This window comes from Aquabacterium sp. (genome assembly GCF_016195855.1).
Lineage (GTDB): Bacteria > Pseudomonadota > Gammaproteobacteria > Burkholderiales > Burkholderiaceae_C > Aquabacterium.
This window is the reverse complement of the sequence record NZ_JACPYU010000014.1, coordinates 45,940-61,919: the sequence shown is the minus strand read 5'-3', so window position 1 is coordinate 61,919 and position 15,980 is coordinate 45,940. Positions and strand designations below refer to the sequence as shown.

General features: G+C 66.6%; 15 protein-coding genes. 13 read left to right on the top strand and 2 right to left on the bottom strand.

The genetic code is table 11. The features are described 5' to 3' along the window. Positions 1-145: 145 nt before the first annotated feature. The 6 genes from HY019_RS11995 (at position 146) to HY019_RS11970 (ending at position 5,164) form a co-directional block, all read left to right on the top strand. Positions 146-2,002 carry a hypothetical protein gene (locus tag HY019_RS11995; RefSeq protein WP_290692354.1) on the top strand — a complete coding sequence of 619 codons (1,857 nt, stop codon included), beginning with the start codon at positions 146-148 and terminating at the stop codon, positions 2,000-2,002. A 49-nt stretch (positions 2,003-2,051) separates the two neighbouring features. Next, positions 2,052-2,417, top strand: a complete 366-nt coding sequence (locus HY019_RS11990; protein ID WP_290692352.1) for a YciI family protein — start codon at positions 2,052-2,054, stop codon at positions 2,415-2,417. 130 nt (positions 2,418-2,547) lie between these two features. After that, positions 2,548-2,973 (top strand): VOC family protein, encoded by a 426-nt coding sequence (locus HY019_RS11985; RefSeq protein ID WP_290692350.1) that lies wholly within the window; start codon positions 2,548-2,550, stop codon positions 2,971-2,973. Between the two features lie 12 nt (positions 2,974-2,985). Beyond that, the gene (locus HY019_RS11980) at positions 2,986-3,423 is read left to right on the top strand and encodes a YciI family protein (protein ID WP_290692348.1); all 438 of its coding nucleotides are present in this window, start codon (positions 2,986-2,988) and stop codon (positions 3,421-3,423) included. Positions 3,424-3,451: 28 nt separating this feature from the next. Then, positions 3,452-3,862 (top strand): VOC family protein, encoded by a 411-nt coding sequence (locus HY019_RS11975; protein WP_290692346.1) that lies wholly within the window; start codon positions 3,452-3,454, stop codon positions 3,860-3,862. 33 nt (positions 3,863-3,895) lie between these two features. Continuing rightward, the gene (locus HY019_RS11970; RefSeq protein WP_290692344.1) at positions 3,896-5,164 is read left to right on the top strand and encodes an RNA polymerase sigma factor; all 1,269 of its coding nucleotides are present in this window, start codon (positions 3,896-3,898) and stop codon (positions 5,162-5,164) included. A 12-nt stretch (positions 5,165-5,176) separates the two neighbouring features. On the opposite strand, the gene queG is transcribed toward HY019_RS11970, so the two are convergent. After that, the gene (queG, locus tag HY019_RS11965; protein WP_290692342.1) at positions 5,177-6,268 is read right to left on the bottom strand and encodes a tRNA epoxyqueuosine(34) reductase QueG; all 1,092 of its coding nucleotides are present in this window, start codon (positions 6,266-6,268) and stop codon (positions 5,177-5,179) included. Positions 6,269-6,346: 78 nt separating this feature from the next. Between queG and tsaE the strand changes: the two genes are divergently transcribed. Next, positions 6,347-6,952 (top strand): tRNA (adenosine(37)-N6)-threonylcarbamoyltransferase complex ATPase subunit type 1 TsaE, encoded by a 606-nt coding sequence (gene tsaE, locus HY019_RS11960; RefSeq protein WP_290692340.1) that lies wholly within the window; start codon positions 6,347-6,349, stop codon positions 6,950-6,952. Beyond that, complete coding sequence (locus HY019_RS11955) at positions 6,945-8,510, top strand: N-acetylmuramoyl-L-alanine amidase (RefSeq protein ID WP_290692338.1); 1,566 nt, start codon at positions 6,945-6,947, stop codon at positions 8,508-8,510. The genes tsaE and HY019_RS11955 overlap by 8 nt, the downstream gene beginning before the upstream one ends. Positions 8,511-8,563: 53 nt before the next feature. Here HY019_RS11955 and HY019_RS11950 read toward each other — a convergent pair whose 3' ends face one another. Next, the gene (locus HY019_RS11950) at positions 8,564-9,217 is read right to left on the bottom strand and encodes a VTT domain-containing protein (protein WP_290692336.1); all 654 of its coding nucleotides are present in this window, start codon (positions 9,215-9,217) and stop codon (positions 8,564-8,566) included. Between the two features lie 70 nt (positions 9,218-9,287). Between HY019_RS11950 and mutL the strand changes: the two genes are divergently transcribed. The 5 genes from mutL (at position 9,288) to HY019_RS11925 (ending at position 15,963) form a co-directional block, all read left to right on the top strand. After that, positions 9,288-11,384: a DNA mismatch repair endonuclease MutL gene (mutL, locus tag HY019_RS11945; RefSeq protein ID WP_290692334.1), complete on the top strand. Its 2,097-nt coding sequence runs from the start codon at positions 9,288-9,290 to the stop codon at positions 11,382-11,384. A 29-nt stretch (positions 11,385-11,413) separates the two neighbouring features. After that, positions 11,414-12,805, top strand: coding sequence for a pseudouridine synthase (locus tag HY019_RS11940; protein ID WP_290692332.1), 1,392 nt, complete (start codon positions 11,414-11,416; stop codon positions 12,803-12,805). After that, positions 12,792-14,087: a multidrug effflux MFS transporter gene (locus HY019_RS11935; protein ID WP_290692330.1), complete on the top strand. Its 1,296-nt coding sequence runs from the start codon at positions 12,792-12,794 to the stop codon at positions 14,085-14,087. Before HY019_RS11940 ends, HY019_RS11935 begins: the two co-directional genes overlap by 14 nt. Beyond that, on the top strand, positions 14,084-15,040 hold the full coding sequence (gene miaA, locus HY019_RS11930; RefSeq protein ID WP_290692328.1) for a tRNA (adenosine(37)-N6)-dimethylallyltransferase MiaA: 957 nt from the start codon (positions 14,084-14,086) through the stop codon (positions 15,038-15,040). The genes HY019_RS11935 and miaA overlap by 4 nt, the downstream gene beginning before the upstream one ends. Positions 15,041-15,192: 152 nt before the next feature. Then, positions 15,193-15,963, top strand: a complete 771-nt coding sequence (locus HY019_RS11925; protein ID WP_290692326.1) for an MBL fold metallo-hydrolase — start codon at positions 15,193-15,195, stop codon at positions 15,961-15,963. Positions 15,964-15,980: the final 17 nt, after the last annotated feature.

The window sequence follows — 15,980 nt, the reverse complement described above, 5'->3', positions numbered from 1 at the left end:
TCAATACGGAGCAGGTGGCCAGGAGGGGGAGCCCCGCTTCGACGCATTGCTTCGGCGAGGCGCGTTCTTGCGCGCCAAGCTTGCGTCGGTTGTCAGGCAGCCTTCTGCCTGGCCCGCCAATGCGCTGGCCAACACCTTGCACCAAATGACGGTCCTCCAACGCACGATGACACAGGCCATCGACCACCGCTGGTACTACTACGAACTGGGTTACTACAACGCCCTTGTCAACCCATGGGGCCCACTGGGCACCTACATGGCCGAATCCCCTGCCATACGCAATGCGGTGATGGCCGAGATCAATGCCATTGGCGGAGATGACCAGAACTGCAGCCTTCACCAAGCATGGCTGAACACCCACCCTGACCTGCTCAACCTCTTCGTGTCGCAGCACCTCCAGGACGCCCCGTTCACCCCATGTGCCAAGCCGGATTGGTCGCGGATCAAGGCCGGCACCACAGCGCAGGCGGTCGAATTGCGCGGGCAGTATCTGAAGCTGCTTCAGCGCACCCCGTCCGATGCGACGCGCGACGAGATCCTCAGCCAGCTCACCAGCAATGGGAGCGACTGTTTCAGTGCGCAAGGCAAGCCCGCATTGAACTGGCAGGCCGACCTGTGTCGAACATGGGTCCATGAACCACAGGTCACCCCGCTGGCCCTCCAGCACAGCAAGCTCACGCTGGACAAGCGCCACCAGTTTCTCAAGCTGGTCAATGAGGCGCCCAGGACGGGTGAGAACGGCGTCATCGAGCCCGATCAACGGGCGTGGCTGGGCACCCTGACCCAGGGCATGCATGCCGATGCCATTGCCAGCATGCAAGCCTACGCCGGATCCCTGTGGCAACAGCACCGCGTGGTCCGCATGGCCACCCATTGGCGCCACCCTGGGCACAGCCGCTCGCTCATCGAACTTGAACTGGCAGACAACGACAGCACCCGTGTCGACCTGATCCTGACGCCGCATGGTTTGCAGGAGTTGACCGTGCCTGCACGCTTGTATTGGCCGCAAGACCGGCCGGACATCGTGCGTGTATCGGATCTGGATGCCGATGGCCATCTTGAGCTCTGGTGGTCCAAGCCATTTGATGACTGCCAAGGTGACAGCAGCGATCTGGAGCGCAATCTGGACTGTTCGGCCACCGGCGCCATGAGCGCGACCATGGGCGAAGCGAACCGCAATGGCGTCACCTACTTCGTGGACGATCGCCACGCCAACCCCACCGCCCCCGCTGACGAGGACTGGCGCTCCCTCCCTAACAGGATCACGGCCAACCGCTCCGATCAAAACCCCGGGGAGCGCCCGACATGCAACCGCGTCCTGCTGGGGTCATTCCTGTCAGACGACCTTGAGGTCTCATTTGCCGGGCCACAAGATGAATCGCCCGACTACCCCCGCATGATCGACTTGACCTGCCAGCCCCACCCTTTGAACCCGAACCTGACACTGCTTGCTCTGTTTCATGAACTCCGTGAGACACCCAACACAGATGGCAACTCATACAGGGGCTTCGTGATGGCTGTGGTCGATGTCAAACGTCGTCTGTTGATCAGGGTGTACCGCGACCGGATCCTGGAGGACGCCGGCACCCGCATCAGCGAGTACAGCCTGCGCCTGGACACAGCCCCCTACAACATCGCGCCCAAGCTGCGCGCATTCGGTGTGCGCATGAACATTGGCTACAGCCCACGCTATGCAGACGGCGGCGAGAGCGATTACCTCACGCTGTTCATCGAGCGCGGCAAGACCTTGCGGCCCATCATCCAGAACATGCCCATGAGCTCATGGCAGATGGTGGGAGACACGGCACACTGCTTCGACGATGCCGAAACAGGTTGCGCCATTGAAAACAAGGCCGTGCGCCTCGCCCTGGCATCCACCTCCACCAATGGCTGGCGCGACCTGGACGTGATCACCACCACCAGCATCGGCGATGGGGCTAGTGCCAAAACACACGCTCACATGACGGGCAAATTGCGCGCGAAGGGCGGTGTTTACCGCTAGCTATGTAGCATGCGGGCATTGCACGAACTGAGCCGCCGGCCTTGCCTCTATGTCCTACATGCTGCTGATCATCGAACCCGTTGGCCAACGCGCCACGCGCACACAGGCTGAGGGCCGCGAGGCTTACGCCCAGATGCAACGCTTTGCCGAAGGGCTGGCCGCACAGGGCAAGCTCAAAGCCGTGGAGTCGCTGTCGTCCCAGGCGGATGCGGTGCGGGTCAGCCATGCGCATGGCCGGCCACAGACGCTGGATGGTCCCTTTGCCGAGGCCAAGGAGATGATCGGCGGCTTCTTCCTGCTGCAGAACGTCAGCCGCGAAGAGGCCATTGACCTGGCGCACGCGTGCCCGGCGGCGCAGTGGTGCACCGTGGAAGTGCGTGCACTCGCGCCTTGTTTCGACGAGAGCCACGCGTGATCCGGGTTTTCACCTAAGCCGAAGCTGTCGATTGTCGACAGCCTGCTTCGTCGTACCCATGACGACGCAATTGAAGCACCGGGCATCAGGCACCGGCCAGGGCGTCGTCGCTCAAGTGGAGAGACTCACCATGACGAACCCGACCGTTCCCATGTGCCCCGTGGTGCACTTCGAGATGCCGTACCGCGACCGCGATCGCGCCGCCCGCTTCTATGCCGAGGCCTTCGGCTGGCAATGCCAGAAGCTGGGCCCCGAGATGGGCGACTACCTGCTGGTCACCACTGCCGCCCCGGGCACACGACCTGGCCTGCCACCGCATGCGTCCATGGGCGCCATCAACGGTGGCCTGTTCCCCTTCAAGCCTGACTGGCCCATGCAGCACCCCTCGGTGGTCATGGGTGTGGACGACATCCGCGCGGCCATGAAACGCGTCAACGCGGCGGGCGGCGAAGTGATGGGCGAGCCCATGACCATCCCCGGCGTGGGCGAATACGTCTCCTTCATGGACACCGAAGGCAACCGCAACAGCATCATCCAACCCTTGATGCCGGCCTGAAAGGAGCAGCCCATGCGATTCATGATCATCGTGAAGTCCTGCCCCGAGTTCGAAGCCGAGGTGCAGCCCGACCCGGACCCCGCCGTGATGGCCGCCATGGCTACCTACCACGAAGAGCTGGCCAAGGCCGGTGTGCTGCTGGATGGCACGGGCCTCAAGCCCAGCCGCACGGGCTGGCGCATCCACTACGGCCAGGAAGGCGGCAAGGAAAGCCGCCGCGTCGTGGACGGCCCGTTTGCCGAAGCCAAGGAGCTGATCGCGGGCTACACACTCATCCAGGTGCGCTCGCGTGAAGAAGCCCTGGAGTGGAGCCGGCGCTTTCCCAACCCCGTGCGCGCAGGCGCCGAGGCCATTGTCGAGGTGCGTGAACTGTTCGAGCTGGATGACTTCACGCCCAGCGAGGCCCTCGACAAATTCAAGGCCATGGACGCCATGAACAAACCCAACTGACCAACACATCTGACACAGGAAGCCCATCATGATCAGACAAATCTTCGTCAACCTGCCCGTCAAGGACCTGCCCCGCTCGAAGGCCTTCTTCGAAGCCCTGGGCCTGAAGTTCAACCCGCGCTTCACCAACGAGCATGGCGCAAGCCTCGAGATCGCCGAGAACATCTACGCCATGCTGCTGGTCGAGCCCTTCTTCCAGGGTTTCACCAAGCTGCCCATCTGCGATGCCAAGAAGGCCACCGAGGTGCTGATCGCCCTGTCCTGCGACAGCCGCGAAGAAGTCCAGGCCATGGTGAGCAAGGCTGTGGCCGCCGGAGGCACCACGCCCAACGAGCCCAAGGACCACGGTTTCATGTACCAGCATGGTTTTGCCGACCTGGACGGGCACCAGTGGGAGGTGTTCTACATGGATATGAGCGCCGCGCCTCAGCAGATGTAGAAAGAGATGTAGGAATCGATGTAAAAAAGGCGCATGCACTCCCAGGTTCACGACACCATCGCCGCTGTCTGGCGCATCGAGTCGGCGCGCATCGTGGCCACGGTGGCGCGGCGCGTGCGCGACCTGGGCGTGGCTGAAGAGCTGGCGCAGGACGCGCTGGTGGCCGCCTTGGAGCGTTGGCCACTTGACGGGCCGCCCGACAACCCTGCGGCCTGGTTGATGACCACCGCCCGCAACCGCGCGCTGGATTACCTGCGCCACCGCCAGATGGCCGAGGCCCGGCATGAAGACCTGGCGCGTGACCTGGAAGCGCTGGAGGCCTTGACCGTGCCTGACTTCGTGGATGCGCTGGACGCCGCGCGGCAGGATGACATCGGCGACGACCTGCTGCGCCTGATCTTCACGGCCTGCCACCCGATCCTGTCCACCGAAGCCCGGGTGGCTTTGACACTCAAGCTGCTGGGCGGTCTGACCACGCACGAGATCGCCCGTGCCTACCTCGTGCCCGAGCCCACCGTGGCACAACGCATCGTGCGCGCCAAGCGCAGCCTGAGCCAGGCCAAGGTGCCGTTCGAGGTGCCGCGTGGGCCGGCCCTGCCCGAGCGCCTGCCCTCCGTGCTGGAGGTGGTCTACCTCATCTTCAACGAGGGCTACACCGCCACCAGCGGCGGCGACTGGATGCGCCCGGCGCTGTGCGACGAGGCCCTGCGACTGGGCCGCACGCTGGCCGAGCTGGCACCGAATCTGGCCGAGGTACATGGCCTGGTCGCCCTGATGGAGATCCAGGCCTCACGCCTGGCCGCCCGTGTGGATGCGCAAGGTCAGGCCATCTTGCTGGCCGACCAGAACCGCGCGCGCTGGGATCACCTGCTCATCCGCCGGGGCCTGGCTGCCCTCGAACGCTCCCAGGCCCTGCACCAGCCTGTGGGCAACTATCGATTGCAGGCCGAGATCGCCGCCTGCCACGCGCGCGCACCCAGCGCCCAGGCCACCGACTGGGCGCGCATTGCGGCGCTGTATGCCGAGCTGATGCGGGTGGCGCCCTCGCCGGTGGTCGAGCTCAACCGTGCGGTGGCTGTCGGCATGGCGCAGGGGCCCGCCGCGGGCCTGGCCGTGCTCGACGCCTTGCTGGATGACAAGGCGCTGCGGCACTACCACTGGCTGCCCGCCGTGCAAGGCGACTTGCTGCACAAGCTGGGCCGAATGGATGAGGCACGTGAAGCCTTCTTGCGCGCGGCAGAGTTGGCCGGCAATGAGCGCGAGCGGGCGGTGCTGCTGGCGCGTGCGCAGGCGCAGCCCTGAGGCGGCGCGTGATCAGGCCGCAGCCGCTTGCGCCAGCGCCCACTGAACGTGCTCGCCCACCAGTGCCACGTCCGTCCCCACTGGCGGCTGGCGCAACCACTGCGACAGCGCGTCCCGCATCGCCAGGCGCGTGGCCTCATCCAGATCACCGCGCAAGGCATTGCCCAAGGCCACCGCGATGTTGCGCTGCCAACTCGCAAAGCCGATGCGCCTGATCGGGCTGCCTTCGGTCAAGCGCAGGAAGGTGGCCTCATCCCAGGACCACAGTTGCAGCAGATCGGGGTTGGCCAGCGCCGGCCGCACATCGAAGTCCGGCAGCACCGCGCGGCGGGCAAACTTGTTCCAGGGGCAGATCAGCTGGCAATCGTCACAACCGTAGATGCGGTTGCCCATCAAAGGCCGCAGCGCCAACGGGATGGGGCCGCCCTGCTCGATCGTGAGGTAAGAGATGCAACGGCGCGCATCCACCAGGCGTTCGCCCACGATGGCCTGCGTCGGGCAGACGTCGATGCAGGCGCTGCAGGAGCCGCAGTGCGCCGTTTCCGCTTCCGTCAGCGGCAAGGGAATGTCGACAAAAATCTCGCCCAGGAAGAAGGCCGAGCCCGCATCACGAGTGAGCAGCAGCGTGTGTTTACCGCGCCATCCCAGGCCGCTGCGGCTGGCCAGTTCCACCTCCAGCACCGGCGCAGAATCCGTGAACACGCGGTGCCCGAAAGGCCCGATCAACTCGGCCAGTTTGTCTGCCAGCTTCTGCAAGCGGGCGCGCAGCACCTTGTGATAGTCCCGCCCCCGGGCGTACATGGACACCGCCGCGGCGGCAGGCCGGCTCAGGCGATCCCATTCGATGCGCTGCCATTCACCAGGCTGCGCAGGCAGGCTCGCGGGCAGATAATCCATGCGCGCCGTGATGACCCGAACCGTGCCCGGCACCAGCTCGGCAGGCCTGGCCCGCTTGAGTCCATGGCTGGCCATGTAGTGCATGTCCCCGTGGAAACCGCGCGCCAGCCAGTCCATCAAAGGGGCCTCGGCACTTGACAAATCCACATCAGCTACGCCAATCTGAGAAAATCCCAGTTCTGTCGCCCATTGGCGCAAGAGGGCCATGACCTGCGCGAGGTCGGCCGCCCGGCCCGATTCCCCCGGATGAGCGCCCGGAAGGGGTGACTGAAGTACATGACGCATGTGACGATCGTAGCAAGCCCGGATGCCATGCCGGCCAACCTGGCCAAACCGCCTGTCGCGGTGGGCGACTTCATCTGGACCGATGAAGCCGCGTGCGCAGCCATGGCCGCTGAGCTGGCCCAGGCCATGCAACCCGGCCTGCTGGCGGGTGAATCAGCCTATATCGAGCTGCACGGCACGCTGGGCGCAGGCAAGACCACCTTTACCCGCCACCTGTTGCGTGCGCTGGGTGTGCAAGGGCGCATCAAGAGCCCCAGTTATGCCGTGGTCGAACCGCATGACGCACCTGGCATGGCCATTCACCATTTTGATTTCTACCGCTTCAATGACCCGCAAGAGTGGGAAGACGCCGGCTTTCGCGACCTGTTTGCCGCGCCCGGCCTGAAGCTGGCTGAATGGCCCGAGAAGGCAGCGGGCCTGCTGCCACGTGCCGACTTGCAAATCCACATCCAGCCACCACCTCAGACCGATCAGGGCGAACAGCGCACGGTGCGTGTCGAGGCGTTCAGCCCTGCCGGACAGCAGGCCTTGATGGCCCTGCAGGCGCCGGGGGCCTTGAGTGCCCCGCCCGCCGCGGCACCAGCAGGAGCGCAGGCTCATGGATAAACCACATCAAGCGCATCGTCGGCGCCTGCTCAAGCAGGCACTGGGCGGCACCCTGATCATGGTGCTGGGCCCCCAGGAGCTCGCCTTTGGCGCGCAGCTGCTGGCCGTGCGCGTCTGGCCGGCGGCCGACTACACCCGCGTCACGCTGGAATCGGACATCCCGCTCAACGCCACCTTCTTCTCGGTGGCCAACCCCACCCGCCTGGTCATCGACATCGAAGGGCTGGAGATCAGCCCGCAGCTGCGCGAGATCGTCAGCAAGGTGCGGGCAGACGACCCCTACATCGCCGGTGTGCGCGTGGGCCAGAACCGCCCCAAGGTGGCCCGCCTGGTGCTGGACCTCAAGCAGGGCATCAAGCCGCAGGTGTTTGGCCTGCCACCGGTGGCGGCCTACCAGCATCGGCTGGTTTTTGACCTGTACCCAACCCAGGCGGCCGACCCCAAGCTGGCGCTGCAGCAAGCCCCGTCTACCGCGCCGGCACCATCGGCCGCAGCCAGTGGCGCCAGCGCCGCGGCCAGCAATGTGCCGGCCAATGGCAATGGCGCGCCCCCAGCCGGCAGCAGCCCTGGCGCCTACATGTCGGCGCCGGGCACCTCCGGCAACGCCGCGCGCCCCGCCCTGCCCGGCGCCCAGTCCGATCAGGCCGCCGATGCCATGAACGATGCGCTGGGTGACTTCATTGGCGGGCTCAAGCGGGCCCCGCAAGCCGGCGACAAGGCCGTGGCCAAGGCCACACCGGCCCGCCCCGGTGACAAGGGCGCGGCTGACAAGCTGGCTGACAAGGGCCCTGACAAACCCGCCGATGAGCGCGACAACGCCCCGGTTGGCAACGCCAAAGCCGGTGCACAGCGCCTGGTGATCGTGGCCCTGGATGCCGGCCATGGCGGTGAAGACCCCGGCGCGGTCGGCCCCAGCGGCTTGTATGAAAAAGACGTGGTGCTGAAGGTGGCGCACAAGCTGCGCGCCCTGATCAATGCCCAGCCGGGCATGCGGGCCATGCTCACACGCGAGTCAGACTACTTCGTGCCCCTGCACGAGCGGGTGGTCAAGGCGCGCCGCGTGCAAGCCGACCTGTTCGTGTCCATTCACGCCGATGCCTTCATGAACCCGCTGGCGCGGGGCGCGTCGGTGTTTGCCTTGTCCGAGACGGGCGCATCCAGTGCAGCCGCACGCTGGATGGCCAAGAAGGAAAACGCATCGGATCAGGTTGGTGGTGTCAACATCAAGAACAAGGACGCCACCGTGATGCGCGCCCTGCTCGACATGTCCACCACCGCCCAGATCAAGGACAGCCTCAAGCTGGGCAACGCCGTGCTGGGCCACCTGGGCAAGATCGGCAAGCTGCACCGGGGCAAGGTCGAGCAGGCCGGGTTTGCCGTGCTCAAGGCGCCGGACATCCCCTCCATCCTGGTGGAGACGGGCTTCATCTCGAACCCCGAAGAAGAGTCCAAGCTCCAGGACGACGATTACCAGAGCGACCTGGCCGATGCCCTGCTACAAGGCATCCAGCGCTACTTCGCCAAGAACCCGCCGCTCGCGCGCAACCGCGCTTTGTGAGCTGGATGGCCCCCGGCAAGGCGGCCATCACCGTCAGGTAGACAGCAATATGCTCAGGCCGCAGTGGCAGCCGCCTTGCGGCCAGCGCGCCAGGCGCCAAAGATGGCCACCAGCCCAGGGATCAGGATCATCGCCCAGATGATCTTGTCCAGGTGCGTCTTGACGAAGGGGATGTTGCCGAAGAAGTAGCCTGCCAGCGTGACGCCAGCCACCCACAAGGTGCCACCAGTCACGTCATAGAAGGTGAACTTGCCACGGCTCATGGCCGACACACCGGCCACAAAGGGCGCGAAGGTGCGCAGGAAAGGCATGAAGCGCGCGATCACGATGGTGATGCCGCCATATTGCTCATAGAAAGCGTGAGCCTGCTCGAACGCCTTCTTGTTGAAAAAGCGTGACTGCTCCCACTGGAAGACCTTGGGCCCCAGCTTGCGCCCGATCGCGTAATTGCTCTGGTTGCCCGCGATCGCTGCCACGGTCAGCAAGCCGATGGACAAGGGCAGGCTCATCATGCCCAGGCCGCACAGTGTGCCCACCACGAACAGCAGCGAGTCACCCGGCAGGAAGGGCATGACCACCACGCCGGTTTCGACAAAGATGATCAGGAACAGCAGGGCATAGACCCAGGGCCCAAAATCCTGAACGAAGACCATCAGGTGCTTGTCGACGTGCAGGATGAAATCAATCAGAAAGTGTGCGATGTCCATGGCGGCGCATTATGGCCGGGATTGATGACGCGCTCCTCCCCCCGGGGCGAGGGCCTCCTACAATAGCGGGATGACGCCTGAGCCCGCTCGAGACCCTGCTTTTTCGGACAACGCAACCGCCCCCGGCCAAGCCGCGCCCCGCCGCAGCATCCTGGAGCTGCCCGATGAGCTGATCAGCCAGATCGCAGCCGGCGAAGTGGTGGAGCGCCCCGCTTCGGTGGTGCGCGAACTGGTCGACAACGCGCTGGACTCCGGCGCCAGCCAGATCACGGTCAAGCTGCTGGCCGGCGGCGTGCGCCAGATCCTGGTGGAAGACGATGGCTGCGGCATCCCCGTGGCCGAGCTGCCCTTGGCGCTGCGCCGGCACGCCACCAGCAAGATCCGCTCGCTCGACGACCTGGAACACGTGGCCACCATGGGTTTCCGGGGCGAGGCACTGGCCGCCATCTCCTCGGTGTCAGACACCTCCTTGTCCAGCCGCACGCCTGACGCGGCCCATGCCCATCGGCTGGATGCACGCTCTGGCGAGTTGAGCCCGGCCGCCCGCGCCGTGGGCACCAGCGTGGAAGTGCGCGAGCTGTTCTTCAGCACGCCTGCCCGCCGCAAGTTCCTCAAGAGCGACGCCACCGAGCTGGCGCATTGCCTGGAGGCCGTGCGTCGCCATGCCCTGGCGCGGCCCGATGTGGGCTTCAGCGTCTGGCACGAAGGCAAGCTGGTGGAACAACTGCGCCCCGGCACACCCGCCCAACGCCTGGCCGACGTGCTGGGCGACGAATTCGTGCGCACCAGCCGCGAGGTGGACCTGAGCATCGGCCCCATGCGCATCCATGGCCGCGCCGGCCTGCCCGACGCCGCGCGCTCGCGTGCCGACTGGCAATACTGCTACGTCAACGGCCGTTATGTGCGTGACAAGCTGCTGGCCCACGGCGTGCGCTCGGCCTATGAAGACGTGCTGCACGGCTCTCGCCAACCCACCTACGCCCTGTTCATCGAGATCGCGCCGGAGCTGGTGGACGTGAACGTGCACCCGACCAAGATCGAAGTGCGCTTCCGTGATTCGCGCCAGGTGCACCAGGCCGCGCGCCGTGCGGTCGAGGCCTCGCTGGCCCTGTCGCGTGCGGCACAGCCACAGCCGGGCACAAACGACAGGGCAGCAGACGGCAGCGCCACGCCGACAGCGCCCGATGCGCCTTCAGCTGACGCAGCCACCCCAGCGCTCACCAGCCCGACCCAGCAAACCGCCCTGCCCTGGGCCCGCGTGCAAGACAGTGCACCCGAGCGCCGCTGGGCAGGCTGGCCAGGTCAGCAGGCCGCGCCCTCGGGCCCCACGGTCTTGTCGACCTCGTCAGCCGCATCGGCCCCAGCCCCCTTTGCCGACCTGAGCCTGCCGCGCGTCGTGGCCGCCACGCAGGACGATGGTGAACTCGCCATCGCGCCACGCAACGCAGAGGCCGCCAACACGCCGAGCTTGTCGTCGCAACTCAGCGATGCGAGCTGGGCCAACTCGATGGTACCGACGCAACGGCCATCCACGGCACAGCTTGCCCAAGCTGCCCAGATGGACCAGATGGACGACACCCACGAGTGGCCCCTGGGCCGTGCGGTGGCCCAGATCGGTGGCATCTACGTGCTGGCAGAAAACGCCAAGGGCCTGATCATCGTGGACATGCACGCCGCGCACGAACGCGTGGTGTACGAGCGCCTCAAGGCCCAGCTCGCCCATGAACGCCTGGAGAGCCAGCCCCTGCTGATCCCGCTGACCTTTGCCGCGAACCCGCAAGAAATTGCCACGGCCGAGACCCAGCGTGATGCCTTGTTGTCCCTGGGCCTGGACGTCGACGCCATTGGCCCGGGCAAGCTGGCCGTGCGCTCGCTACCCATGGCCCTGACGCAAGCCGACGGCGTGGAGCTCACGCGCTCGGTGCTGGCCGAGCTGGCCCAGATCGATGCCAGCGACGTGATCAAGCGCGCCCAGCATGAGCTGCTGGCCACCATGGCCTGCCATGGCGCGGTGCGTGCCAACCGCCGCCTGACCCTGACCGAGATGAATGCCCTGCTGCGCGACATGGAAGCCACCGAGCGCGCAGATCAGTGCAATCATGGCCGCCCGACCTGGCGCCAGCTCACGTTGAAAGAACTCGACGCCCTCTTCCTGCGTGGTCGCTGACACACGCTGCCGCTCTGCCGGACCCTTTTATGACCGAACGCAAGAAACTGAGCCTGACCAAACCGGATCAGGCCCCCACCGACGCCACGGGCGGCCCCTACCGCAAGCCACCCGTGCGCGGCGCAGGCAGTGCCCCCCGCAAGCGCATGAGCGCCGCGGAGGCCGCGCAAGCGCGTGAGGAAGCCGCCAAACGCGAGCAACAGGCACCGCGCCGCGAGGACGTGGCCCCCCGTGAGGCTTACCGCGATGAGCGTGGCGGCCCCCGAGGCGATCGCGCAGATCGGGGCGAGCCACGCGGTGACACACGTGGCGCCCCACGCGGGGAGCCACGTCGCGATCCACGCCAGGACCCGCGACATGAGCCTCGCCAGGACGCTCGCCGTGCCCCGCAAGGCGACAGGCGCGCCGCACCCGACCGCCCCCAACGCAACGACCCTCGCGGGGAGCCCCGTGGCGACCAGCGCGGTGATCCGCGTGGTGACCCGCGTGGTGACCCGCGCCAGAGCTACCGTGGCCCCTACGACGACACCCGCCCCGTAGACCAGCCTCCCCCACGCCGGGACCACCGCCGCGCCGACGGCCGCGATGCGTCTCGCCCCCCCCGCGAAGCCAGCAGCGCCTACCAGGCCCAGCCCCCCGCCGCCCCTCGCGAGGACGACGGCCGCCTGCGCCTGTCTAAGCTGATGAGCGAAAAAGGCCTGGCCTCGCGCCGTGAAGCCGACGAATGGATCGAGCAAGGCTGGGTCCGCGTCGATGGCGAAATCGTGGACGAGCTGGGCACACGCGTCTTCCCAGATCAGGTCATCACCATCGACCCGCTGGCCCGCACGCAGCAGGCCCAGCGCGTCACCATCCTGATCCACAAGCCCATTGGTTACGTGAGCGGCCAGGCCGAAGACGGCTACGAGCCTGCTGTCGCCTTGATCAGGCCCGAGAACCGCTGGAGCGACGACAAGCTCCCCATCCAGCTGACGCGTGGCCACCTGCGCAACCTCGCGCCCGCCGGCCGCCTGGACATCGACTCCACCGGCCTGCTCGTGCTGACGCAGGATGGCCGTGTCGCCAAGCAACTGATCGGCGAAGACTCCGGCGTCGAAAAGGAATACCTGGTGCGCGTGGTCAGCATGGAACAAGAGGATGCCGAGAACGTGTCCGCCGTCGTCCCGCCCGAAGCCATTGAGCAGTTGCGCTTTGGCCTGGAGCTCGATGGCCGCCAGCTCAAGCCGGCACAGGTGTCATGGCAGAACGAGCAGCAGTTGCGCTTTGTGCTGCGCGAAGGCCGCAAGCGCCAGATCCGCCGCATGTGCGAGCAGGTCGGCCTCAAGGTGGTGGGCCTCAAGCGCGTGCGCATGGGCCGCATCACCCTGGGCAAGCTGCCGCAAGGGCAATGGCGCTTCCTGAGGCCTGATGAGCGCTTCTGAGGCCCAGGCCGCGCAGGCCACCCACAGCGCCGCACCCGCACAGCATGTGGCGGGCCTGCCCGACTGGGTCATCGTGGTCGCACTGGGCATGCTGACCGGCCTGCAGCCAGTGACCACCGACCTCTACCTGCCCGCCCTGCCGCAAATGCAGCAGGCGTTGGGGCTGAGTACGGCGGCGGCGCAGTGGACGCTGTCGGTGCTGATCCTGTCCTTCGGCATCGGCCAACTGGTGTGGGGCCCCATCTCCGACCGCTTCGGGCGGCGCCCCGTGCTGCGCTGGGGTCTGGGCTTGTATGTGGTGGCCAGCCTTGCGGCCACGCTGGCCAATGACCTGCCCGTGATGCTGCTGGCGCGCGTCGTCCAGGGCGTGGGCCTGTCTGCGTCCGTGATGTGTGGCCGCGCCATGATCCGCGACCTGTATGTGCCCGAACAAGGCGCCCGCATGATGGCCCGAGGCATGTCCGGCCTGGGTGTGATCGCGCTGCTGGGCCCCATCCTGGGCGGGCTGACCGCCACCTACCTGGGCTGGCGCGCCACCATGAGCGTGCTGGCCATCTTCGCCACGGTGATCCTCGCCTTCGTGTGGGTGAAGCTGCCCGAGACCTTGCCCCTGGCACGCAGGCAGGCGCACCTGCATTGGGGCGCCATGGCACGCAACTGGTGGGACATCGCCCAGCACCCGACCTTCCGCGCCCACACCCTGCTGACCTCGTCAACGTATGGCGGGCTGTATGCCTACCTGGCCCTGTCCTCGTTCGTCTTCATCAACGTGCTGGGCACCAGCCGTGCGCTCTTTGGTGTGTCCATGGCCAGCATCTCACTGGCCTACCTGGGTGGCACCATCCTGTGTCGCCACTGGTTGCCCACGCATGGCCTGACGGGCACGGTGCGGTTGGCGGGCTGGTGTTCGCTCACCGGCGGCCTCATGCTGGTGGCCATCTCAGCCTGGCAATGGCTCATGGGCCACAACCTGCCTGCGTGGACCCTCTTGCCCGGCATGTGGGTCTACGCCTTTGCGCACGCCACACACCAGTCCTGCGGGCAGACGGGCGTGGTCTCGGCCTTCCCGACGCGGGCCGGCGCGGCGTCCGCCCTGTCGGGCTTCCTGCTGTCGGCCACGGCCTTTGTCATCGGCACCTTGTTGTCGCTGTGGACGGCCCTGCCCGGCTGGGCGGCCTCCATCCACCCCATGACATTGAGCATGGGCCTGGGCGGCGCCATCACCGCCTGGATCGCCCTGGGCCGCGTGCAGCGCGACGGCGTCGCCGGAGCCGAGGCATGACGCAAGCCAAAGCCCCCACCTGGATACTCGCCGGCCCCACCGCCTGCGGCAAGACCGCCGCCGCCCTGGCGCTGGCCCACGATGTCGACATCGAGATCGTCAGCGTGGATTCGGCCCTGATCTACCAAGGCATGGACATCGGCACCGCCAAGCCCAGCCTTGAAGAAATGGCGGCGGTGCCCCACCACCTGATCGACATCCTCGACCCCACCGAAAGCTACAGCGCCGCGCGCTTCGTGCAAGACTGCACCCGCCTCATCGACGAAATCCGTGCACGCGGCCGCACGCCCTTGCTGGTGGGCGGCACCATGCTCTACATCAAGGCCCTGCTCGAGGGCCTGGACGACATGCCCGCCGCCAACCCGGCGATCCGCGCCATGCTGGATGCGCAGATGGCCGAACGAGGCAGCCCCGTCTTGCACGCCGAGCTGGCCCAGGTGGACCCTATCACCGCCGCGCGCCTGGCACCCGGCGACACCCAGCGCATCCAGCGTGCACTGGAGGTGTGGCACAGCACGGGCCAGCCCTTGTCGAGCTTCCACAAGCGCTCGGAACAAGCCGGGGCACAACCCGCCCACGCCGCCATCCTGGTCTCGCTGGAGCCAACCGACCGCGCCTGGCTGCACCAGCGCATCGCCCAACGCTTCGAGCTGATGATGCAGGCGGGCTTCATCGACGAGGTCCTGCGCTTGCGGCAAAGGCCCGATCTGCACGTGGGCCTGCCCTCGATCCGCTGCGTGGGCTATCGGCAAGTGTGGGAAGCGCTGGATGCGGGCCTCGACCTGAGCCAGCCCGCCGTGCTCAAGGACGTGATGGACAAAGGCATCGCGGCCACGCGCCAGTTGGCCAAGCGCCAGGTGACCTGGCTGCGCAGCATGCCGCAGCGCATCGTGGTGCCGGCCGACCAGCCCGATGCGATCGACGCAGTGCGGCGCGCTTTTTTGGGCGAGTGAATCGGGCCAGTGCATCGGGCCAGCGAAGCTCAGCTTTTCGCCAGGAAGCCACACGCATCCCTCACAAGGCTGCGCCAACCCCGCCAAACTTGATGTGGGTTAACGCTACACATGGTTCGGGTGCTTAAGCTGGCAGCTCACCGAGAACCACCATGCCGTACGAACTGTTTCGCCACAAGGGCCACGCCTGCCTCATGTTTTCCGATCTGAGCGACGAGGGAGGCGGTGCGGTTCAGGCCAACCAGTTCCTCATCGTCAACGATGACACCGGCGCCATCATCGACCCCGGTGGCAACCTGGCCTACAGCGAGCTGTACCTGGCCATGACCCGCCACTTCTCGCCCAGCCGCCTTTCGGCCATCCTGGCCTCGCATGCCGACCCCGACATCATCGCCTCGCTGGACCGCTGGATGACAGCCACGCCCGATGCCAAGCTGTATGTCTCGACCTTGTGGGAGCGCTTCGTGCCGCACTTCTGCAAGCCGGGCAAGACCAGCGGCCGCGTCGTCGGCATCCCCGATCAGGGTATGCGCATTGCGATAGGCAACAGCGAGCTGATCGCCCTGCCCGCGCACTTCATGCACGCCGAGGGCAACTTCCAGTTCTACGACCCCCTCAGCCGCATCCTGTTTTCGGGGGATCTGGGCGTGTCGTTCACCACCGGCCGGCAGGCGCAGCAGGCCATCACCTCCTTGACGCCCATGCCGAACGGCATGGAGGCCTTCCACCGCCGCTACATGGTGTCCAACAAGGTCCTGCGCTTTTGGGCGCGCATGGTGCGCCAGTTGCCCATCGACATGATCGTGCCGCAGCACGGCGCACCGCTGCAAGGCGCGGCCATCACGCAGTTCATCGAGTGGGTCGAAGGGCTGTCGTGTGGCGTCGACTTGATGACCGACGCCAGCTACGCCATCCCGCGCTGATCAGCAGCGCATCAAGT